This is a genomic window from Emticicia sp. CRIBPO (assembly GCF_009905725.1).
Taxonomy (GTDB): Bacteria; Bacteroidota; Bacteroidia; order Cytophagales; family Spirosomataceae; genus Leadbetterella.
The window spans coordinates 16,912-38,737 of record NZ_JAAAKV010000010.1 but is presented as its reverse complement, the minus strand read 5'-3'; the positions used below and the strand labels follow the sequence as shown (position 1 = coordinate 38,737).

24 protein-coding genes are annotated in these 21,826 nt (G+C 41.4%); 11 read left to right on the top strand and 13 right to left on the bottom strand.

Features of this window, described 5'->3' with window-relative positions:
• Nucleotides 1-18: 18 nt before the first annotated feature.
• Nucleotides 19-1,410 (bottom strand): POTRA domain-containing protein, encoded by a 1,392-nt coding sequence (locus GVN16_RS20085; protein ID WP_166565738.1) that lies wholly within the window; start codon nt 1,408-1,410, stop codon nt 19-21.
• A 130-nt stretch (nt 1,411-1,540) separates the two neighbouring features.
• On the opposite strand from GVN16_RS20085, the gene GVN16_RS20080 reads away from it, so the two are divergent.
• The 6 genes from GVN16_RS20080 (at nt 1,541) to GVN16_RS20055 (ending at nt 7,213) form a co-directional block, all read left to right on the top strand.
• A complete protein-coding gene (locus tag GVN16_RS20080) occupies nt 1,541-2,902 on the top strand; it encodes an MFS transporter (RefSeq protein ID WP_205748930.1) in 1,362 nt (453 codons plus the stop codon).
• A gap of 167 nt (nt 2,903-3,069) precedes the next feature.
• Nucleotides 3,070-3,894 carry a phosphosulfolactate synthase gene (locus tag GVN16_RS20075; RefSeq protein WP_166565737.1) on the top strand — a complete coding sequence of 275 codons (825 nt, stop codon included), beginning with the start codon at nt 3,070-3,072 and terminating at the stop codon, nt 3,892-3,894.
• A gap of 10 nt (nt 3,895-3,904) precedes the next feature.
• The gene (locus GVN16_RS20070) at nt 3,905-4,564 is read left to right on the top strand and encodes a VTT domain-containing protein (protein ID WP_166565736.1); all 660 of its coding nucleotides are present in this window, start codon (nt 3,905-3,907) and stop codon (nt 4,562-4,564) included.
• Nucleotides 4,565-4,567: 3 nt separating this feature from the next.
• A complete protein-coding gene (locus tag GVN16_RS20065; RefSeq protein ID WP_166565735.1) occupies nt 4,568-5,308 on the top strand; it encodes a shikimate dehydrogenase in 741 nt (246 codons plus the stop codon).
• A gap of 145 nt (nt 5,309-5,453) precedes the next feature.
• Complete coding sequence (locus GVN16_RS20060; protein ID WP_166565734.1) at nt 5,454-6,356, top strand: serine kinase; 903 nt, start codon at nt 5,454-5,456, stop codon at nt 6,354-6,356.
• The gene (locus GVN16_RS20055) at nt 6,353-7,213 is read left to right on the top strand and encodes a sulfotransferase domain-containing protein (protein ID WP_166565733.1); all 861 of its coding nucleotides are present in this window, start codon (nt 6,353-6,355) and stop codon (nt 7,211-7,213) included. Before GVN16_RS20060 ends, GVN16_RS20055 begins: the two co-directional genes overlap by 4 nt.
• A gap of 11 nt (nt 7,214-7,224) precedes the next feature.
• On the opposite strand, the gene GVN16_RS20050 is transcribed toward GVN16_RS20055, so the two are convergent.
• From GVN16_RS20050 to GVN16_RS20005, 10 genes are all read right to left on the bottom strand, one after another.
• Nucleotides 7,225-7,395 carry a hypothetical protein gene (locus GVN16_RS20050; protein ID WP_166565732.1) on the bottom strand — a complete coding sequence of 57 codons (171 nt, stop codon included), beginning with the start codon at nt 7,393-7,395 and terminating at the stop codon, nt 7,225-7,227.
• 86 nt (nt 7,396-7,481) lie between these two features.
• On the bottom strand, nt 7,482-8,396 hold the full coding sequence (locus tag GVN16_RS20045) for a methionyl-tRNA formyltransferase (protein WP_166565731.1): 915 nt from the start codon (nt 8,394-8,396) through the stop codon (nt 7,482-7,484).
• 15 nt (nt 8,397-8,411) lie between these two features.
• Entirely contained in the window at nt 8,412-8,966 is a 555-nt protein-coding gene (locus GVN16_RS20040; protein WP_166565730.1) for a phage tail protein, read from the bottom strand.
• Nucleotides 8,967-8,986: 20 nt separating this feature from the next.
• Entirely contained in the window at nt 8,987-9,529 is a 543-nt protein-coding gene (locus GVN16_RS20035; protein WP_166565729.1) for a phage tail protein, read from the bottom strand.
• 9 nt (nt 9,530-9,538) lie between these two features.
• Nucleotides 9,539-10,102 (bottom strand): phage tail protein, encoded by a 564-nt coding sequence (locus GVN16_RS20030; protein ID WP_166565728.1) that lies wholly within the window; start codon nt 10,100-10,102, stop codon nt 9,539-9,541.
• A gap of 319 nt (nt 10,103-10,421) precedes the next feature.
• Nucleotides 10,422-10,979, bottom strand: a complete 558-nt coding sequence (locus GVN16_RS20025) for a phage tail protein (RefSeq protein WP_166565727.1) — start codon at nt 10,977-10,979, stop codon at nt 10,422-10,424.
• A 27-nt stretch (nt 10,980-11,006) separates the two neighbouring features.
• A complete protein-coding gene (locus GVN16_RS20020; protein WP_166565726.1) occupies nt 11,007-11,558 on the bottom strand; it encodes a phage tail protein in 552 nt (183 codons plus the stop codon).
• A 26-nt stretch (nt 11,559-11,584) separates the two neighbouring features.
• Complete coding sequence (locus GVN16_RS20015; protein WP_166565725.1) at nt 11,585-12,148, bottom strand: phage tail protein; 564 nt, start codon at nt 12,146-12,148, stop codon at nt 11,585-11,587.
• A 407-nt stretch (nt 12,149-12,555) separates the two neighbouring features.
• The gene (locus GVN16_RS20010) at nt 12,556-12,849 is read right to left on the bottom strand and encodes a PqqD family peptide modification chaperone (protein ID WP_166565724.1); all 294 of its coding nucleotides are present in this window, start codon (nt 12,847-12,849) and stop codon (nt 12,556-12,558) included.
• 167 nt (nt 12,850-13,016) lie between these two features.
• Entirely contained in the window at nt 13,017-14,885 is a 1,869-nt protein-coding gene (locus tag GVN16_RS20005; RefSeq protein ID WP_166565723.1) for an asparagine synthase-related protein, read from the bottom strand.
• A 248-nt stretch (nt 14,886-15,133) separates the two neighbouring features.
• On the opposite strand from GVN16_RS20005, the gene GVN16_RS20000 reads away from it, so the two are divergent.
• Nucleotides 15,134-15,661, top strand: a complete 528-nt coding sequence (locus GVN16_RS20000; RefSeq protein WP_166565722.1) for a GNAT family N-acetyltransferase — start codon at nt 15,134-15,136, stop codon at nt 15,659-15,661.
• 45 nt (nt 15,662-15,706) lie between these two features.
• Here the strand turns inward: GVN16_RS20000 and bla are convergent, their stop codons facing one another.
• Nucleotides 15,707-16,621, bottom strand: coding sequence for a class A beta-lactamase, subclass A2 (gene bla / locus GVN16_RS19995; protein ID WP_166565721.1), 915 nt, complete (start codon nt 16,619-16,621; stop codon nt 15,707-15,709).
• 37 nt (nt 16,622-16,658) lie between these two features.
• Entirely contained in the window at nt 16,659-17,060 is a 402-nt protein-coding gene (gene arfB / locus GVN16_RS19990; RefSeq protein WP_229244263.1) for an alternative ribosome rescue aminoacyl-tRNA hydrolase ArfB, read from the bottom strand.
• A gap of 602 nt (nt 17,061-17,662) precedes the next feature.
• Between arfB and GVN16_RS19985 the strand changes: the two genes are divergently transcribed.
• The 4 genes from GVN16_RS19985 (at nt 17,663) to GVN16_RS19970 (ending at nt 21,763) form a co-directional block, all read left to right on the top strand.
• Nucleotides 17,663-18,028 carry a hypothetical protein gene (locus tag GVN16_RS19985; RefSeq protein ID WP_166565719.1) on the top strand — a complete coding sequence of 122 codons (366 nt, stop codon included), beginning with the start codon at nt 17,663-17,665 and terminating at the stop codon, nt 18,026-18,028.
• A 184-nt stretch (nt 18,029-18,212) separates the two neighbouring features.
• Entirely contained in the window at nt 18,213-18,746 is a 534-nt protein-coding gene (locus GVN16_RS19980) for a DUF2975 domain-containing protein (protein WP_166565718.1), read from the top strand.
• Between the two features lie 5 nt (nt 18,747-18,751).
• Complete coding sequence (locus GVN16_RS19975) at nt 18,752-18,958, top strand: helix-turn-helix transcriptional regulator (RefSeq protein WP_166565717.1); 207 nt, start codon at nt 18,752-18,754, stop codon at nt 18,956-18,958.
• 291 nt (nt 18,959-19,249) lie between these two features.
• Entirely contained in the window at nt 19,250-21,763 is a 2,514-nt protein-coding gene (locus GVN16_RS19970) for an outer membrane beta-barrel protein (protein WP_166565716.1), read from the top strand.
• The last annotated feature ends 63 nt before the right edge of the window (nt 21,764-21,826 follow it).

The following is a 21,826-nucleotide window of genomic DNA, read 5'->3' as shown; positions in this document are numbered from 1 at the left end:
TATTAAAGGTTATTTAGTTTATAAATCTCTGTAAATTCCAAAATAAAATCTTTTTTCTTTCATCTGGTTGACCGAATAGTTGAATTTGATCGTCGTATCATACCAGGTCACAATATCCAGGCCAAGTCCTCCGCCTTTCAGCCACTTATTGCCTAATTTTGTATTGCTTAACTCAGGGTGATAGTTCCTGACATAACCCATGTCGTAGTAAGCGTTCGGATAAACAGCCACCGGCAGGTTATTAAACTGCTTGATTCTGATTAGTTTTCGCAGGTCAAAAGTATGTTTTAATAATTGATATTTCAAATTGGTTTTAAATAATGTGTAGTTCTGCCCGTCGATCACATACAATTCGTACCCTCTGACCAGGTTATTATTGAAACCGAGCCCGCTGGTGACAGGATAAAATTGCCGCTGCGGAGCCGACACTTTGGCCCTGAACATCACGTCTCCGTATAATTTACCTCTTATTTTAAAGTACTCCCCTATTCCCGTAACCAGGCTGGTCTGGCTTGAGTGCTTGTCTGTATAAATCTGATAATTAGCCAGCTGTCCGAAAAAGTAACGCCCCTTTAAAGGATATTGTCGGTTGTCACGGTTGTCAAAACGGTAGTCATAACTCAGCGTGAGAATCCTCTGTGTGGTTTGTCTTTCTCCGAAATAGTTCGGATTTAAAGCCGCTATCGTATCGGCGATTTTAGCATGGGAAAACCCCACATAAAGAGAATGGAAATGATAAAGGGAATTCCTCAGCCGGTATTCGGCAAATCCGCCCGCACGGCGGCGGCTCCGGGCTTCTGTGGGATGAAAGTCAAGCTTGTCGTTCCAGGTCCTGAAGGCCATTGTCCGTTGAGTTGAAAAAAACAGCCCTCCGCTGATGCCCATCCGCTGGCGTTTGTCAATATAGGGTTTGATATAACTCAGCTCAAAATAAGGTACAAAACCACCGTAGGCTTTAAGCCTGAGCTGGTCATTATTTCCTGAAAGGTTAAAATGCTTGATGATGCCTCCGTAAGTAATCCGCCTCAGGTCATGGTTGCGGTCGTACCACCACTCGTTAATGTTCCGGTCTGCCAGAAAAACAAGGGGCAAGACCATAAAATACCATCTTTCCTTGACCTCAATTTCTACTTTTAAAGTATCGCTGGTGATGTCTCCTGTTACCTTGGCCCAGATGAAAAGATTGGTATTGAAAATATTCTGCCGGCTGCGTTCCAGTGTTTTACCGACCTCGTCAACGGCCAGCGTGTCACCGGTTTTAAAAGTCAGTTCCCTGGAGATGATCCGGCCGTGTGTCCGGTTATTTCCCGTAATCCTGACCTCGCCGACGGGAATGTATTTCTGCCCCGAAACCATATAAAATGATGTGGAAAACAAGACTATTAAAAACTTCAGGGCACTTTTCCTCATTTCAACTATTCACATCCGGTTCATTATGCCGGAAATTTAAAAAAATATAGTAATAAAAAAACAGCGTATTATCCAAAAAATACTTTTTTTTCTATTGATTTGTTCAAAAATTACTCAAGCCTATACCCAAATGATCATTCAATTTAAACCCAAACTAAGTTTCTGGCAAATTATTAACATGAACTTTGGTTTCTTTGGTATTCAATATAGCTTTGGATTGCAACAAACAGCCATGAATCCAATTTATACTTTTTTAAATGCCAATCCCGAAGACCTTCCCATACTTAATCTCGCAGGCCCCATGACCGGATTGCTGATTCAGCCGGTTATCGGAGCCATCAGCGACAAAACCTGGAGTCCCAGATGGGGCAGAAGAAAGCCATATTTCCTTGTCGGGGCCATATTCTGCAGCTTATGCCTCTTCAGTATGCCATTCAGCAGCACTTTGTGGATGGCCGCCAGTTTACTGTGGATTCTTGACGCGGCCAATAACACCGCCATGGAGCCATACAGGGCTTTTATTGCCGATAAACTTCCGGAAGAACAACAACCTACAGGTTTCCTCGCCCAGAGCTTTTTCACCGGACTGGGCATTACCCTGGCCAATTTATCCCTGTATTTTTTCCAGATCATCATCACAGGGAAATCACCTGCCGGCATCCCCTACTGGGCGTTCGGTTCTTTCTTTGTAGGATGTATCGCTTCCATTGGTTCGGTACTCTGGTCTGTCAAAACCACACCCGAAATTCCTCCCTCTGAAGAAGAACTGGAAGAGATGGCCAAAAGAAAAGGAAAAGGCATCTTTGAGCCCTTTATTGAAATATTTTCGGCCATCAGGGAAATGCCGTCTCTCCTTAAAAAACTGGCCCTGGTTTATTTATTCCAATGGTATGCCATGTTTTGTTACTGGCAATTTATCTCTCATGGTGTTGCTAAATCCGTCTGGGGTATTGAAGCCAATCTGAATAACCTGAATGAACAGGAAAAGCACATGTATGAAGAGGCTGTCGGATGGACAGGGCTTTTAAACGGCTGGTACAACATCGTCACCTTCCTTTCTGCCTTCGGGCTGGTCTGGCTGGCTCAGAAATACAGTGCCAAATGGGTCCATTTCATTTGCCTGCTGATGGCCGGTATCGCATTACTGGTCCTGCCGGGCATTACAAACAAATACCTGCTTTTTGTACCAATGGTAGGCTTCGGCATAGCCTGGGCGAGCATGATGGGCGTTCCTTATATCCTGGTGGCGGCTTCGATCCCCAAAACCCGCTATGGTGTGTATATGGGCATTGTCAATATGATGATCGTCGTACCGATGCTGATCCAGAATCTCAGTTTCGGCTATATTTATAAAACATTCCTGGACAGTAATCCCTTAAATGCCATCCGTACGGCAGGAGTATTGCTGTGTTTTGCAGCCACGGCGATGCTATTCATCAAATCCGTCAAAGCCAGTGGAGAAAGGGCCGTTTTTAGTGGTGGAGGGCACTAAAAAGTACACTTTATGCTTCAAAAACGGACCGGTAACAGCGAATAATTATAACAACATTTCATTGCACGGATTCCTGAAATAAGCACAAAAAGATTGGCGGTAATCAAATTATTGGCAAAAAAGAACTACTTTTACAGAGTAATTTTTAGAAAAATTAATCACTCATAATGAATTACTCTCTTTTACAGGTTCCAGAGCGGACGGTACAACCTCGTGATGCCGGCTTAACAATGGTTATGGACAAAGGATTAAGCATCCGGGAGACCGAGGATGTCCTCAGCACCTCCGCACAATATATAGACATCGTAAAATTAGGTTGGGCGACCTCTTTTGTCACTCCCGACTTAAAAGCTAAAATAGAAGTTTATCAATCAGCCGGGATTCCGGTATATTTCGGTGGGACCCTGTTTGAAGCATTTGTAGTCAGAAATCAGTTTGAAGACTATATCCGTGTGCTCGACGAATTCAAGCTGGAACATGCAGAAGTTTCTGACGGCTCCATCACCCTTCCACACGACGAAAAATGCGATTATATCAAACGTCTGGCCAGCCGCGGCAAAGTGTTGTCGGAGGTAGGTTCCAAAGACGCTGAAAAAATATTTGCTCCTTACAAATGGATCCAGATGATGCAGGCTGAATTGGATGCCGGTGCCTGGAAAGTGATCGGCGAAGCCCGTGAAGGCGGAAACATCGGTTTGTACAGAAGCAGCGGAGAAGTCCGCCAGGGCCTTGTGGATGAAATTATCCATGCCATCCCTGCAGAAAAAATCATCTGGGAAGCCCCTCAAAAATCACAGCAGGTATATTTTGTCAAGTTAGTCGGTACTAACGTCAACCTGGGCAACATTGCTCCCAACGAAATCATTCCTCTTGAAACCATCCGCCTTGGCTTGAGAGGAGACACTTTTGCCACCTTCCTTTCAGATGATGTGAAGCAAAAATACAAATTGGGTAAATACTACCAGGACGAAAGAATCAGACAAGACGACTAAAACTAATATTATGGAATTTATTCAGTTTCTTCTGGATTTCCTCAAAGATCCTTTGACTACACTTCAGGGCTTTTTGAGCGAATACGATAAGCTTACGTATGCTATTTTATTTTTGATCATTTTTGTGGAAACAGGCCTCATTGTAATGCCTTTTCTTCCTGGTGATTCATTGTTGTTTGCTACCGGTCTCCTGGCCTCAACCACCGGAAAACTCGATGTTGCCATCATCATCCCACTGCTGATTCTTGCCGCATTACTCGGTGATAATGTCAATTATTTTGTGGGCCATAAGTTCAGTGAACTCATCAAGTCAAAGGATAAGATTCTTTTCCTCAAAAGAGAATACATCACCCAAACAGAGCAATTTTACGAAAAACATGGAGGTAAAGCGGTTATCCTTGCCCGCTTTATGCCGATTATCCGTACAATCGCCCCTTTTGTAGCCGGAGCCGGCAGTATGAAGTACGTCAGGTATATTACTTACTGTTTTATCGGAGCCGTTATATGGGTCAGCAGTATCACTTTACTGGGTTATTTCCTGGGCAATAATGAGTTTATCAAAGCTAATTTTGAGAAAGTGGTGCTCACTATCGTATTCATCTCTGTTGCCCCGATGATCTGGGGTATCATCAAGTACAAATTTATTGATAAAAAAGACATCGCAGGATAAGTAATGAAAAAGTTCGGACTGATCGGGTTTCCTCTGACACATTCCTTCTCGAAGAAATATTTCAGTGAAAAATTTGAACGGACAGGACTGTCTTCGACCCATGCGTATGAGCTTTTTGAGATGGAAGATTACAACGAACTTCTTCCTTTAATTCAAAACTCTCCTGACCTTAAAGGGCTGAACGTTACCATTCCTCATAAACAAAACGTCATTCCTTTCCTGGATTTTATTGACCCTTCTGCGGCCCGCATCGGGGCTGTAAATGTGATCAAAATTCAGGAAGATGGACAGTTAGCAGGATATAATTCTGATTACTTCGGATTCCGTAAATCCCTGGAAGAATTTATTCCGGGTTTAAATAGCGGGTTTAAGGCCCTGGTACTTGGTTTCGGCGGAGCGGCAAAAGCCGTGGTTGTGGCTCTTGAAGACCTTGGGATCGACTACAAGATCGTTTCCCGAAAAAGCTCAGAAACATCCATCTCTTATGAAGAAGCAAAAGACTTGATCAAAGAGTACCATCTTATTATTAATTGCTCTCCTGTAGGCACTTACCCCAACATTGATCAGTGTCCTGACATCAACTATGAAGCTCTGACTCCGGAACACTATTTATACGACCTCGTTTACAATCCTGAGGAGACCCTTTTCATGAAAAAAGGGCTTGAAAAAGGGGCCCGGGTAATCAACGGCTATCAGATGCTGGTATACCAGGCGGAAAAAGCCTGGGAAATCTGGAACCAGTAACTTCGCACAAACACACCTTCACATCTTCCTTTCTTCACGATTTTGATTACTACCGTTTAATCAATTTTTAAAAACAAACTGACTAAAGTATCAACTATACGTCGCGATTATTCGTATATTGCAATAATAACATAACCTCCTTATTATGTACCATTATTGGGGATACGGTCTGCATATTGCGTCAGAAATAGAGTTTCCCGAACTTCTACCTTTTGAGTTCGACACACCGGAAGTCACCATCCGTCTGGGCAAAACACCGGAAGCTTTAACCGGCGAAAATGTCGTGCACAAAGTCCGGGTATCCATGAGTCCCGACGAATACCTGCTTAAATTCATGAACACCGCCAATTACTATGTAGCCAACGGAACTGACATCATTGTGGAGCCACTGCCCGGTGCGGAACAAAAGACACTGCGGTTGTTTCTGCTAAGCAATGCCATGGCGGCGGTATTGCATCAAAGAGACCTGATCCCATTTCACGCATCGGGAGTTCATTATAAAGACGGAGTCGTTTTATTCTGCGGAGAAAGCGGAGCCGGGAAGTCCACATTGGCCACAGCACTTTCACTGGAGGGATACCCTTTGTTTACAGATGATGTTTGCGTACTCAAATCAGGGGAACAGAATCAGATGATGGCGGTAGCCAGTTATCCCATGGCAAAACTTTGGGTGGATAGTTTTGATAAAACCGGATTAGAAAAACTACCTGAAAGCGAAAGAGTCAGGGATTCGCTGCCGAAGTACAGAAGATTTTTCCATAATACTTTTTCAATAGAAGCTCTGCCAATAAAATCAGTTTTCTTTTTAGAAAGAAAGAACCAGGCCCGAAAAACGGAAGTAAAACCTCTGACTGATACGAATGCCTTTAAGGCCATCCAGAAAAACACCTATCGTTCACTTCAAATGAATGCAATGCAAAAAAGGGCACTTCATTTTTCGATAGCATCGAAACTCTCAGCATCAACCTCTGTCCATCTCGTAGAAAGTCCTTACAGCACTAATACTCTTAAGGATATTTCACAAAAGATTTTAGAAAGGCTAAGATGAAAATAAATAAATCTAAAAAAAGAATCATCTGGCTTGCCTCTTATCCTAAAAGTGGCAATACATGGTTTAGAGCTTTTTTAACGGCTCTGCACAATGATGGAAAAGTTGATATCAACGATCTGGTAACTAATGGCATATTTTCCTCCAGACTTTTTTTGAAAGATCAAACTGATTTGGATTCTACTCTCTTAACAAATGAAGAGACAAAAATATTACTTCCTGAAGCTTACTCCTGTCTTCCTGAGAACAACCTGCAGGAAAAGTTCTATTTTAAAATTCATGATGCCTATTCCAGCAATACCCAAAATCGCCCCATTATCCCTTCGGAAAGTACCCATTGTGCCATTTATATCGTACGGAATCCGTTGGACATCGCAGCTTCGCTGGCCAACCATAATTCATCCACGATCGATGAAGCAATTGAATTAATGAATAATAAAAAAGCCTGTTTTGCTTTACAAGAGAATAATTTAAATAACTACTCGCAAACTGAACAATTACTTTTCGACTGGAGCGGACATGTGAATAGCTGGATGTCTGGGCCAGACTTTCCAGTTCACCTAATAAGATATGAAGATCTGATAAATGACCCTTTAAGGTTCTTTACTTATATTCTTAAAAAATCCGGAATTGTATTTCCAAAAGATAAAATAATAAGAGCCATTGATGCAAGTCAATTTACAAAGCTAAAAGGCCAGGAGAAAATATTAGGCTTTTCTGAAAAAACACTCCAATGCAAATCTTTTTTCAGAAATGGAAAAGCAAATAACTGGCAGCAGGAGTTAAACAAACACCAGGTATCCGCTATCTGGACACAGCATTCTGAGGTTATGAAAACCCTGGGTTACATGTTATAAGCTACCAGACTTCAGGATCCTGCTCCAGGAAGGCCAAAAGTAGACTTGGCTCCTTCCGCAACAAAGGAAATAGATCCTGCGTTGATCCTATCTTTCCCTATTATTTCACATTCAGGCTTAGTCCATTGTTTTTTGGGAGATGACTCAAACTCTTCACTAAAATCTTTATTTTCAATTTCCATTGCTAATATTTTTTTATATACGAAAATACATTCTTTCATTGGTTCCACAAAAAAAACCGTCGTTTTTTTTTGTGGAACTCATCAGTTTAAATAAATTGATGACCAACAATAAGCCCGATAAAAGGGGAGTGTCTCGCGGGATAAAATATCCCGTTAACATTCAACATATGAAGAGATAATAACTTACCATCTGAGCAAAGTACGTCCAGGGTTTTACCGGCGTTCATAATCCGGCCAGGAGAGATTCCTATCCCTTCATAAGAACCTGATTGAACTTCAGCATCAATAATCTTAATTTCATTTCCCTGAAAAAAAGTACTGGCCCCTTTATTCCAGGGATTACAGGCCTGAACCAGGTTAACAATTTCTTCAGCTGCCATAATACCCCAGTTAATCTGTATATCTTTTAACCGCGGTCTTTTGTAGTATTTACCTTTAGCCTGATCCTGTTCCACTTCCATTATTTCCTTCTTATTCATAAAACAGGAAATCAGAAAAACAACACCCTCCAAAGATATCTGCCCCAATAAAGTATGTACCACACCATAACTATGGTGAGGTGCTCTCGCTATTTTTTTTTGCCAGACAATACCTCCGTCATCAAATTTATGGTTAATCCGGTGAATAGTGGTTGTCAGGAAAGATTCGCCCAATTTAAGCTGCCAGAATACAGGCTGCGGCCCTCTGAAATGCGGAAGAGCTCCGAAATGAATATTATAGAAATGTTGAGAAAGTGTATGCGACAGTTTTCCGGGATCTACCAGATGAGCATATCCCATCATAAACACCATATCCGGTTTTTCTGCTCTAAGCCAGTCATAGAGATCGCTCTGCCTCCCTGACGTTTCAGGTATTCCGGCCATCTGACAAAAGTGCCTGATAGCAGCAGATTGTTCAATAAAAGCGGCATCTGTAAAAACAGATGCCGTGATTCCATTACTTTTTAACAGTTGCAACAAAGGGATGCCATATTCGGCACTTGAAATAATACCTATTTTCATTTATGATTAACCGTATTATGAAGGCGAAGGGTAAATACCGTTTAAAGCTACAATGTATGTAATAGGTAAATACGGTTGCCTGTTTTCATGAGGTAAGTTTCCGCCTACAGGCTGAATGGTACTTGCCATAAAAGTGGATTTTACTTCTCCTGCAGTATCCGGTTGATAAAATACGATTTGTTTATTAGCAGAAGGCGGGTCTGCAGGTGCAACGGGTGCTCCATAATAGAAATTCCCGGCAGTAGTACTATTTCCCTCCATGGTACTGACCATAAAATTGTGGTTGTGCTGAGGCATCTCCGTAATCTTCAGGGTTACCCGTTCCTGCCCGCCCGGAACTCCTAAATTATACTGACCTCCATAAGAAGCTGTTCCAGCATTAACAACTACTCTTCCCCGAAGATCAGGCAAGCCAAACGTATGCTGTCCGTCTCCCCCGTAAATTGTTCCGAATAAATTAAACAAAACTTCATATTCAGCAATACTCAATAGACGGCCATCGCATGGGGCCCAGCCTACAGGGGCAAAGTTGCCCGCAAAAATTCTAATTTCACCTACGTAATTATCCATAGTTAATTTAATTTAATCGGTTATGGTCTTGACGGATAAATTCCCTGCCAGGCTATGCAAACATTCAATGTCAGATACGGCTGCAGGTTGGCATGAGGCTGCCCTCCTCCGGATATTCCGATGGTATCCGGAGCCAACGGAATCAATGTATTTCCAGGATTATTAACAAACCCTTTAACAGCATATTTCTGCGATTGAGGGTTACTTACAAAAACTGACATCTGAGCCGGATAATCATCTCCATCTTTCAATATGTCATTCCCCATATCTTCGTTGACGCCTACCAGGTGATTATGCGATGCGAGCTGGGGTACTGTCAATGAAACAACTGGCTGACCGAGTGGTTTACCAAAATCAAATCCCGGACCAGTAGATAAACCAACTACCCCCCTGTAATCAGGAAGTTTAAAATTATTGACTCCATCTCCTCCGAAGGAGGTTCCGAGTAATGAAAAAAGTGCCTGGTACTGATTAACTGCCAGGGTCTGGCCTGCACATGTAAACCATCCTTTGGGAATAACCCCAAATCCGAAAACCCTGATTTCTCCTAATAAATTTTCCATATTTTTTAATTAAGATTTTTGAGGGAAAATACCTTCATACGCAATACAATAATTGATCACAAGGGAAGGCATCATATTGGTATGAGCCTGAGACCCTCCGCTAAGCGACAAAGTATTAGCTCCGAGGGCCTTGTTGGCACCAGTATTGGAATAAGCTCTTCCCAATACTCCAGAAGAAGAATCCGATGTAGGCTTGGCCACCGCATTAGAGAGATAAGTATTAGATGGAGTCGGCACCTTAAGCAACTTATTCACAGCTTCAATCGAGGCTCCCTGGCTGCTATGACCATGGGTGGGAACTTCATTTGTTGTCAGTGTCACATCGGACAGCCCACCCTCTTTTGCAAAGGTATAGTTATCTCCACCGATCAATTGACCCTGGTTTACAACTACCTTTCCAGCAAGATTAGGCAATTTAAAAGTTGTTTGTCCATTGCCTCCGTAAGAATTACCGATAACGGCAAACAGGGCTTGAAACCGGGAAACAGGCAGTTCACTACCATCACAAAGCAGATAACCAATGGGAGCAAACTTAATAGCCATGGGTCGGATTTCTCCTATAAATGGTTCCATAATTAATTAGTTAAAGGTTGAAAATAAAATCCAATTGATAAGTTCTGTTGTCGCAAAAACTGTGTTAAAAGGAGATGAGCTATATCTGCAACTCCCTTCTTTCCAACATCCTGAAACAGACTGCCCAGAAACACCATATTAAATATACGCAACACCCCTCCGACACACCCGACCGGCAGGCCGGGATAAAAAGGAATCAAGATTAAATCCCGGAAGTTGTTAAATCATTTTCATAATGATCGAACAAGATCCCGATTCTCTATAAGAGTTACTTTCTCTTTAGAGCAGTAATTCAATTTTGACGGAGTCCTTAAAAATGTCAGTCATTGAAACTCGGATATATCCCGTAAAGAGCTATGATATAGGTAATAACCAAATATGGTTGCATATTTGTGTGAGGCATGTTACTCCCGGTGAGTGTAAGGGTATTGGGTCTTAATACTGACTTTACTTCTCCGGCTGTATCCGGCTGATAAAATACGATGCTTTTATTAGAAGAAGGCGGGTCGGTAGGAGCTACGGGAGCTGAATAATAATGATTACTTACCAAAGGGCTTGTTCCCACATTGGTGCTGACATTAAAAGTATGATTATGAGCTGGTATCTGGCTGTTCAGAAGCGTCACATTCTCAACACCTGCCTCCTCACCCAAGATATAAGTGGTCCCTGAGTTAGACCTTCCCTGATTTACAGGTACACGTCCTCTGAGATCAGGCAAAGCAAAAGTAGTAACACCGTCACCACCATAAGTTGTACCCAATAAGGAAAATAATGCCGTGTTTTCTGCAATACTTTGTAATGAACCATCACAAAATGCCCAGTTGACGGGTGCATAATTCCCTGCAAAAAGTTTTATTTCTCCAATATAGTTTTCCATAAAGCTAGATTATTTTTATTTTTTAGATCATGGCCTTGAAGGAAATACTCCCTGCAAAGCAATACAAATATTGATACATAAATATGGCTGGCGATTTTCATGCGGTTGATTACCACCGGTCTGCATTATTGAGTCCGGAGCAAGAGGCACCATATTACTGTTGGTAGGATTAAATCCGTTAACAGCATATTGTTGCGACTGAGGATTAGAAACAAAAACAGACATTTCTGCAGGATAGTCATCTCCGCTGTTCAGGATATTATTCCCCATGGCCTCGTTTCCATAGCTAAAATGATTATGTGCCGGCAATTGAGTAGTATTCAATGTCACACTTTCAGTACCGGCTTGTTGTCCCCACGCATATGGAGTTCCTAAATATGTTCCTACGTTAACCGAAGTTTTTCCCCGTAAATCCGGTAAGGCAAATGTAGTTATACCATCTCCGCCATAGGTAGTGCCCAGAAGTGAAAACAAAGCCGTATTTTGCTGAATTGACATGATCTGTCCGGCACAATTGGCCCATCCCTTCGGGATTCTGCCAAAACCGAAATTTCTTATTTCTCCAAGAAAATTATCCATAGTATTTTTTAATAGTATTTTATAAGTTAAGAATGAGGAGGAAAAATTCCTTCCACAGCAATCCCGAAATAAATGGCCAGATAAGGCATCATATTATTATGGGGCTGACTCCCCCCGGTAACTCCTACCGTTGCCGGGCCTAGTATGGCATTAGCAACTGTATTGGAATAAGCCCTTCCCAGTACTCCTGAAGTAGATGAAGGACTAGGCTTTGCAACGGCATTAGACAAATAACAATTGGAAGCAGTAGGTACCTGGAGCAATCCAGCTACTGACTCAATAGCCGCCCCCTGAAGACCATGATTATGACTGGGAATCTCTGACGTCAACAAGTTCACATTGGTTGTCCCTGACTGCTCACCCACACTGTAATAGCTTCCTCCAGGCATCTGTCCCTGGCTTAACGCTATGTTTCCCTGAAGATTTGGCAAAGCGAAGGTTGTACGGCCATCTCCGCCATATTGAGTTCCAAGTATTGCGTATAAAGCTGAATTCTGAGCGATAGACAATAACCTGCCGTCGCATGGCAGATAGCCTCTCGGAATAAATCCAAACCCAAACGGCTTAATTTCCCCTAAATAAGGTTCCATAGTATATAAATTAAAGGTTGAAAATTTAACGTATAAATGTATTGTACATAAATCAGAAAAACAATAAAAAATATAAAAATATTATTAAACGGTAGTAAAACTTTAATTTATATACGATTTATAATATTAATTTAACATAAAATATTTATTTACAAGTACTAATAAAACGTATTTACTAACCGTTACATATAATAGAATTTGATATTTTGGGATTGTATTTCAAAAATTCTGAAGGGGGTAAATAACGCCTTGGGAGAGCAGATTTTTTAGCCTGAATTTACTAACGGTTAGTTTTGGAAGGGTACTTTGTTCATCGACATTTTGCTACTATGACTTACAAAGAAGAAAGCTTTACTCTTTTGAATAAAATAAAAGGAGAAATTCATAACAATGGACAAAAAACAGGACTACCTATTCACTAACACCACTTTCTGAAGAAGAAGCTGTTGTAAATAAGGCATGGTGTCGCTCTCACAATTCTCGGGAGTCACGTCGTATTCTGACACCAGGAAATCAAGAATTTCCTGAACAGGCTTCGGGCCTTGCAGATAATCCCAGATGACAAAACCAACCTCGTTGATCCCCAGGTAATCTCCTGACTCGAGGTTCATCATCACCATTTCGTCGCCTAATTTGTTACTGAGGAAGCCCTCCTCATTTCTGTGAAGAATGTCACTTTTTAGTAATGTTATTGTCTCCATGGCCAGCAGATTTTCATCTACGTTTATATATCACAATAATACGCATAACAGGACTAAATATTACAAAATAAATCAATAAATTATTAAAAGGCAGCAAAATATATCAGAAAAATTCAAATTGAAGCTACATAAACCTTAAAACCGTTAGCATTATAAAACGATAATACCTATCCCCTGAATTTTTGCTTTATCCACCAGATGGTTTCCAGGTGATTCATCGTAACCTTGTTTCTATTTTTAATATTCAAAGGCCAACTCTGACTGTCAGACTGCTCCAAAAACGCTTTAAGAAAATCTTTCTTTTGCTGTATTTTCTCCGGCGTGCTCATGAACGGGGCCATATCTCCTATTTTAGAATTCCGCTCCCTGATCATGCCCGGCAAATAAGCAGACACCGCCTCCCTCCACAAAGGACGGGTTAATTCTCCTTCATATTTAAGCTTATCAGGTATAGAGAGATAATACTGTATCAAACGGATATCCGCCATAGGAAAACGCGGCTCAGTACGAAAATAAATACCATGGCGGGTTTCTGCTTCCATCCTCAGGCTGACCATAGGTTTGGATACTTTGGCTTTGAGGTTGTGCCGGTAGCTTTTAAGATATCCTTTGTAATAGTCCCCTTGCCAAAGATGTTCATTCCTCTTACTCCAATACTTATACGGCACTTCAAAAGCTTTTAAAGTATGGATAAGCCCCGGACGTCCGCCGCTATGAAAACAATACTGGAAAACACTCTGGAAATATTGAAAAGCGTATCTCAACTGCCAGGGAAAGCCGGGGGACATCCTTCTGATCAGGTCTCTGAAGTCCCCTGCCGCTGATAAATGAGTGATGAGATTTTTACGATAATATTCATCAATATAAATGCCCTTTCCCTTGTCTGTCACCATCTGGTCGCCGGGAAAACCGGACAACATCGTACGTACATTTCTTTTTCTTGCTTCTGCCTTCATCGGCATCTGCCAGACCGGATTCCACATCTCCGGCCCGTCATTGAGAAAAAGTCCGAAATCCAACTCTTCTTCAATGGTGCTAAAAATATGCTCGGTGACCATTATCGAATCTGTAATCCCGTTCCATCTGAGCACTTCTTCTATGAAAGGCCGCTCACTCTTACTAAGAGAAATCTCATCGTTTATATCTGCCGAAAGCGTATTGGAAAACGTAGTAAGACTCTTTTTCTCCAAAGCATGCCAGGCCGCAGCCACAATCGGGCTGGAATCCAATCCACCACTCAGCTCCGCCCCCACCTGGTAAGCACTTCTGATTCTGCACTTTACAGCTTCATCAAAATGCCATTTCAGCCCCTCAAGGTATTCTTTTTTTGAGGGCAGCTTTATTTCAGTAAACGGATCAAGGGTCCAATACTTCCGTCGACTGATTTTCCATTGATCCGCATCCAAAACAAGGTAATGTGCGGGGGCAAGCCGATGTATTTCCCGGTAGACTGTTGTATCCTCAGCCTGTTGTACGGGATTAAATAGCTGATTAAACAGAAATTGCTGATTTATAGCAGTGTTAACTCCCGGAATGGCAAGAATGCCCTTCTTCTCAGAAGCCAGCAAAAAACACTTTGGATCAAAATAATAAAAAAAGGGCTTCACACCCATATGATCCCTGGCACAGAATAATTGCCTGTTTTTCTTATCCCAGATCGCAAAGGCAAAGTCTCCGGTCAGGTGCTTCACACAGTCGTGTCCAAACTTTTCATAAGTCTTTAAAATCAAAGCACTGTCGGTGAAAGTCCTACGATCAGCAGCATGGATGTTCAATTGATCAAAAAGCTCTTCCCTGTTATCCAGCCGGGCATCAGATGTAATGGTCAGCCGACTTTCGTAAAGGGTCAACGGCAATCTTTCGTTCAACGATTCCGGGGTATTATAAAGCATCAGATGTCCGAATCCAGCCTCCTCTTCAGCCGAGCAATGTGATGCATCAGCTTCCCAGTGATTTAAGGCCTTCTCCATCTGGTGAAGGTCCTTCAAATCAACCGGCTGGCCGCCACTTCGGATCATTCCGAAAATTGAACTCATAAGCTATAACTGAGATAAGTTGCTGTAATCATAAACAAGCAATAAGAAATACTCCGGCATCAATATTTACCTATACGAATATGCAATTTAGCAAAATATTCCATATCTTTGATGCGGTTAAAATAAATGCCTCTGTTTAATAATAGTATACTGTTGTCGCCTGACAATGCCTGAAGTTTGAATCATTTAACGGACTGATATTTCTGTCCGGAAGAATTTTATTCTCCAAATCAAACTTTAAATTTCAAATGTTTCCATTAAGATCAGAAAGAACAAGGATCATTCCATTGACCCTTGAACAAATATATGTACTAAAAACAGGCAGAAACGACCTGGATAAACTGATGGGTTTAAGCCTCTCGGATTTCAAACTGAATTTCGACGACAGTCTTATGCAGGAATTTGACGATGCTCTTGAACATTACGTCATCCCGGGTATAACCGCCCATCCGGAAGATTTCTGCTGGTATACCCACTGGATCATCGTAGACGAAACCAGCAAGCTTAATATCGGAGGCATAGGCATTTCCGGGCTTCCGGATGAAAACGGACAAGTGTTGCTGGGATATTATATCGACGGCAAATTTGAAGGTAAAGGCTACATGACAGAAGCCCTGGCGGTGTTCCTGAAATGGATATTCCTCAACCCTGATGTGAAACTGGTCGTAGCCGACACGTTGGAAGACGGATACGGCTCACAAAAGGTGTTAAAAAAGAATGGTTTTGTTTTTGCAGGACCTTCGGATGAAGGTCTGAGATGGCAAAAGCTTCGGTAAACATAAAGGAGGGCCGGCAAGCAGGCCCTCCTTTTCTATAGTGATTTACTTTTTTGATACATAATAATCCCAGGTGGCTTTAGAGATCTTCGCCACCAAAGCCTCCCGAAACTCTTCGGTTTCTTTTGAATCTCCCACCAATACCACAATACCAAAGTGTTTTCCATCCGGCAAAGTAACGATTCCCACATCGTGCGAAGCCGCCGTCACACCGTCCTTGTTCGTACCGGAAGAGCCGGTTTTATGAGCGACCAATGTGCCTTTTGGTAAAAGACCTTTGATTTTCTTAGGACCCGTGGTGGTTTCAACCATGGTCTTCCACAGAAAATCGTGTGTGGGCTTTTTGAGCAGTTTCCTTTTATGAAAAAGATCCAGGAGCTGCATCATAGCCCAGGGTTCGCACCAGTTGGTGTATTGCACCTCCCATCCCTGATGCATCTCATATTCTGTGGCGGCAATCGCTATTTGCTTAACGCCCAGAGCTTTCACATACTGATCAACTTTCTTAGGCCCTCCTGCTATGGCAAAGAGTATATCGCAGGCATTGTTATCACTTTGTGAAACCATAAAAGCAAGCAATTCACTTAATGGCAGGTCTACATTGCCTTCAGGATATTTTTCTCTCATCGGACTCCAGGTGTCAGGGTGAAGTTCTGATTTGGAAACATGGATTTTCTGATCAAGCTTTAATTTACCTTTATCTACCCTGTCCAGGATCGCCAGAGCTACAGGAAACTTGTAGGTGCTTTGCATCGGAAAATGGATTTTCGGGTAAAATGTAAGAGAATACCGGTCTTCAAGGCCTAATACCGCTACTCCCACTTTAGCTTTTGATGTATTAAGTATCTCCTGGATGTTTTTTCTCAGAGCAGTTATGTTGCTTTGGCCTGAAACACTCTGAGAAATGAGAATGGTTAAGATCGAAACCCTGAAAAACAGGGATTTTAGGACTGTTGACATCAGATTTTTTTATATTAGAATTTTAAATGGGGCGTACTTAATCAAAATCATTTCTCCTTCTTAAACTCTTTTTCTCAGCGTTTATTTTCTTGGTTTTCAGTCTTTTTTGCACATCTGCCAGACTTGGTTTTGTAGGTTTTCTTTTCTTCTTTTCAACGAGGGCTTCTTCAATGATTTTATAGAATTTTTGAACAGCCACCTCCTTATTCTGAAGCTGTGTACGTTTCTCCTGGGCAGTGACAAGAATGACGGTTTCCTGAACAAGCCTGGTTTTAAGTTTGTCCAGTAACCTGACTTTGACCTCCGGTGACAATATTTCTGAAGCTTCAATATCGAACCTGAGTTCTACTTTACTCTCTACTTTATTTACATTCTGCCCTCCCGGGCCACTGCTTCTGCTGGTTTGGAAATTCAGCTCAGTACTTAAATCAAGATTCATTGGTTTTGGTTTTAACATCGTAATTTAATGACAAAGTGAGTAAAAACAATCAGCCGGTTATCAAAAACAGGGCGTAAAAAAAGCACAATTCAGAACGCCTGTTAACATGAAAAGGCCCGGAGTGCTTACACAAAGCGTTTCATAATGGATAAATAGAATATTATTTGGAAAACAGCACAAAAAACCAAATGAATACCAAAAAAAGGAGGCCTCAAAAAAAATCGAAATATTTCAAAAAAAGTTTTCGCGGAAAATTCTAATGAATTATACCATTTAAGTCCCCATTTACCAGAAAAATACAATTGTCCGAAAAAAAGGAAAAATCTCCTAGGGTAAGGCTATCTTCATAAAACCAGGGTTGTTTTCGGGACTTTCCGGTCCATAATTATTCTATTTTTGGATTTTCCAGGATCAACCTCCCCTCCATTTGAAAGATAATTTTTCAAAATCTACATTTTCGAAATAATATTTGGCAAAACAGAACCAAATTCCGTCATTTTAGAAATAAAATTTGTGTGTTTAGCTTTGCAATAATCAACAAAATCACAAACAGGATAGTGTTCAGGTTTTTAACACTATCCTTCACATTAAATGACAGAAGAATGAAGAATAAATTAATGACCGGTCTTGCCTTGTCAGGAATTCTGATAATGACCACAATGCTAAACACGGCCATCGCCCAGAGAACTGATGCTGTTTCAAACGGAGACAGTTCTGAAACTACCAGCAGCAGTCCGAAAACATTGCCTAAATATGCGGCAGTTAACGGATATCATGCCGGAAATTATAAACAACATGCCAAAGCCGGGCTGGTTCCTCTTAAAACCGACCTGATAGCTACAGAGGCTTCAGATAAAAAGGTGGTGACCAACTATAAAATGCCTCATGACAAGAAAGAGGTGAAGAAAGTGTCCACTGCCAACTCAGGCAAAAAAGTAGCAAGAAACTACAAAATGCCTTTTAATTAACAAACAGCTTTTTTCATAGTTTTAGCCCCTTTCCGGTCTCAGGCCGGGAGGGGCTTTTTTTATACCTCACCACCTACAAGCCCAACTGAAGCTATCAATATTTATTAATTGAAAAAAATGCAATATTTATTGTTTATCAATAATAAATACACTTACTTTGCCCTATCATTAATAATTCTTACAAATGAAAACGAAAACAGAAACGATTTTGATTTACTTAAAGGTGGTGGTGTTAGTGACATATATCGGTGCTATTATCCAAGGAGCCGCTGTGATGATACCACTTATCATCGGTCTTTTTACAGATAACATCGGCGTAGCCTATTTTCAACCCGGCGAAAAAATGAGTACCCTGAAAGAAGTCTCTTTTACACTTTATTTCTTTGTCACTACCCTTATCATAGCTAAAATAATCATCGGCATCAATATCTGGGAAAGGGTCAGATGTATCCTGGATGATGTTAAAATGGACAATCCATTCAGGACATCCGTAGCTTCAGGAATTGAACAGTTAAGTTATTCGATCCTCAGCTTCGCCATTATTAATATTGCCGGAGATTTCTATATTGAACATCTCAACAAAAGACATGAAGTATTAAACCTGGACAGATTTGAGTCCGGCTTTAACCTGCTGATGGGTGCCGCTATCCTTTATATTATAGGACAGATCTTCAAAAGAGGCATTGAAATTCAGCAGGAAAATGATTTAACCGTTTAAAAAAAATGCCCGTAACCATCCATTTGGACGACATACTCGCCAGGCAGAAAATGCCGCTTATTGACCTGGCAGAGAAACTGAACATTACACTTTCCGACCTGTTTACACTGAAAACCGGTAAAGCCGGGGTCATCCGGTTTTCGACATTTGAAACCCTCTGCGAAGTACTGCAATGCCAGCCCGGCGATATTCTTGAATTCACAAAGGAATAAACCCTTTCGCGTCATATCTGCAAAGTGAAATTAAATCGCCCTCAGTGGGGATTCAAGCCGAATCCTCACGTTATAATCATATTTCTTATTTTTTTTCAAACCCCATGCAACCCGCGAACGAATAATATCATCCTTCTTCAAAAGCTATTATTTTAAATCATCCTTTCATCATGAAAATACAACCACTTGTGTAATAACAGTAACCTTGCATAACACAGTACTATACCTTTGTAACATAAATCATCTGCCCCCTGTCAGGTTTTTTAATCACTTATAATCAGGGAAAAAAATATGAAAAAGCTATTACTCTTTACCTTCGGGGCCCTGGCCCTGAGCCTAAACTCTTTTGCCCAGAAAACCGGGCGTATTTCAGGAAGCCTTTTTGACGAAAAACGTCAAAACATGCCGTTTGCCAATGTATTCCTTCTGAAAGCTTCAGATTCGACATTGGTAAAAGGAGGAATTGCCGATATTAACGGTCAATTCGTTTTTGAAGCCATATCGGCCAATCAGTACCTGGTTTCAGTTTCTATGGTAGGTTACGCTAAATATACCTCACCAAAAATCACCATTTCTGACGAAAACACGGATGTGAAACTTCCGGAAATTCAATTGGCACTTGACGCTAAAACACTGGAAGGGGTAACGGTAAGGTCAAAAAAGCCATTGCTTGAACAACTTCCTGATAAACTGGTTATGAACGTGGAAAACAGCATCGTCAGCAGCGGTAGCACTGCCCTGGAGGTTTTGCAGCGTGCTCCGGGTGTCTCGATTGACCAGAACGATAACATCAGCTTAAAAGGAAAACAGGGCGTTCAGATTTATATGGACGGCAAACCTACCTACATGTCACAGGAACAGCTGGCCAACCTGTTGAAAAACATGAACAGCGACCAGATCGAGAAAATTGAAATCATCTCCAACCCTTCAGCCAAATATGATGCGGCCGGTAACTCGGGGATCATCAATATCGTAACCAAAAGAAATACCAATTTCGGAACAAACGGTAGCTTTACTTTGGGAACAGGTTTAAGTCTTGTGCCTGAAGACGCCAACATTAAAGGTTTGTTTCCTAAATATAATGCCAACCTGAACCTGAACAACCGTAAAGGTAAATTTAACCACTTCGGAAACATCAGCATGCGTCAGGGTCAGAACTACAATGTCAATCGTTTTGAAAGAAACCTTGAAGGAAGGTATTTCGACCAATCGGCTGTGCGTAAAACGGAGTCTTATAACCTAAGCTTAAGAGCAGGTTCTGACTATTTCATCAACAAAACCACCACTTTAGGTGTGCTTGTTAATGTAAATGCCGGTCACTGGGGTTCTTTAGGCCTGGCTGAAAACAATAACAAAATCAGCAAAAACGGTGTAGTTGAATCAATTCTTGCGACGACTTCAAATCCTGCGAGAGACTGGACGAATGTTACTTTCAATACCAACTTCAAACACAGTTTCAATGACAAAGGACAGGATCTGACTGCTGACTTTGACTATTCGGTTTACGATAACCAAAGCAATGAACTGGGTATGATCACCAATTTCTTTAACGGCAATGGTGAGACATCAGGCAAGCCATTGACAGTGACCAGCGACATCCCGAACAAATACAATATTACAGCGGGTAAACTGGATTATACGCTTCCCTTAAGTGCTTCCAACTCGAAATTTGAAGTAGGAGTTAAGACGAGTTTTGTAAAATCGGATAACAACATCCAGTTTTTTAACGACGGTAAAGTAGACATGGGCAGAACCAACCACTTTATTTATACAGAAAACATCAATGCTGCCTATACCAATTTCAGCAAGAAGTTTAACGACAAATGGAATCTGCAGGCGGGTTTGCGTATGGAACATACCAAATCTAACGGTGAGTCAATCACGCTGAAAGAAACACGCCACAGGGATTATGTGAATTTCTTCCCGAGTTTGTACCTGACTCATACGATCAACAAGAAAAACACGATGAACTTTAACTATAGCCGTCGTATTGACAGACCTGATTACCAATCACTTAATCCGTTCATATTCTTCCTTGATCCTTATACTTATGAATTGGGTAACGAGTATCTCCGTCCTCAGATGACCAATGCCTTTGAATTGACCCATACTTTCAATTCAGCTTTTGTTACCACGATCGGATACAGCAATACACAGGATTTCATGAACCAGATCATCAAAAACGCGGTCAACGAACCTGAAATTCTTGAAAAACTGAAAAAATACAATTACTCAGACGAGATCGATGTTAACAATATCACTTTCGCAGTAAGGGAAAATATCGGATCAAGAGAAAACTATAACATTGCTGTCAGCTTCCCTGTGCCTGTGAAGAAATGGTGGAACATGAACAACAACGTCTCGGCTTTCTACAATGTATTTAAAGGAGAACTTTTGGGTGAACAGCTTAATGTACGTAACCTTGCTTACAATATCTTCACCAGCCAGAACTTTACCCTGAAAAAAGGCTGGACAGCTGAGGCTTCGATGTGGTACAACTCAGCCAATATTGAAGGCACTTTCTCTGGAAAAGCTTTGTATGCCATCAACGGTGGTTTCAGCAAAACCTTCTGGGACAAAAAAGCAAGCCTAAGGTTCACAGTTAACGATATATTCGCGACTGCAAAATGGAGAGGCGAAACCAAATTCGGTGGTGTGGACATGAAAATCCGTAACAGATGGGACGGCAGACAGGCAAGAGTTAACTTTGTTTACAGATTTGGTAACCAGAACGTTAAAGCTTCAAGAAACCGTCAGACAGCTACTTCTGCAGAACAAAGAAGAGCAGGTGGCGGAGAGAATTAAGAACAGATAAACAGCAAAAGGGCGGTTCCGGAAATCCGGAACCGCCCTTTTGTTTTATAAGAC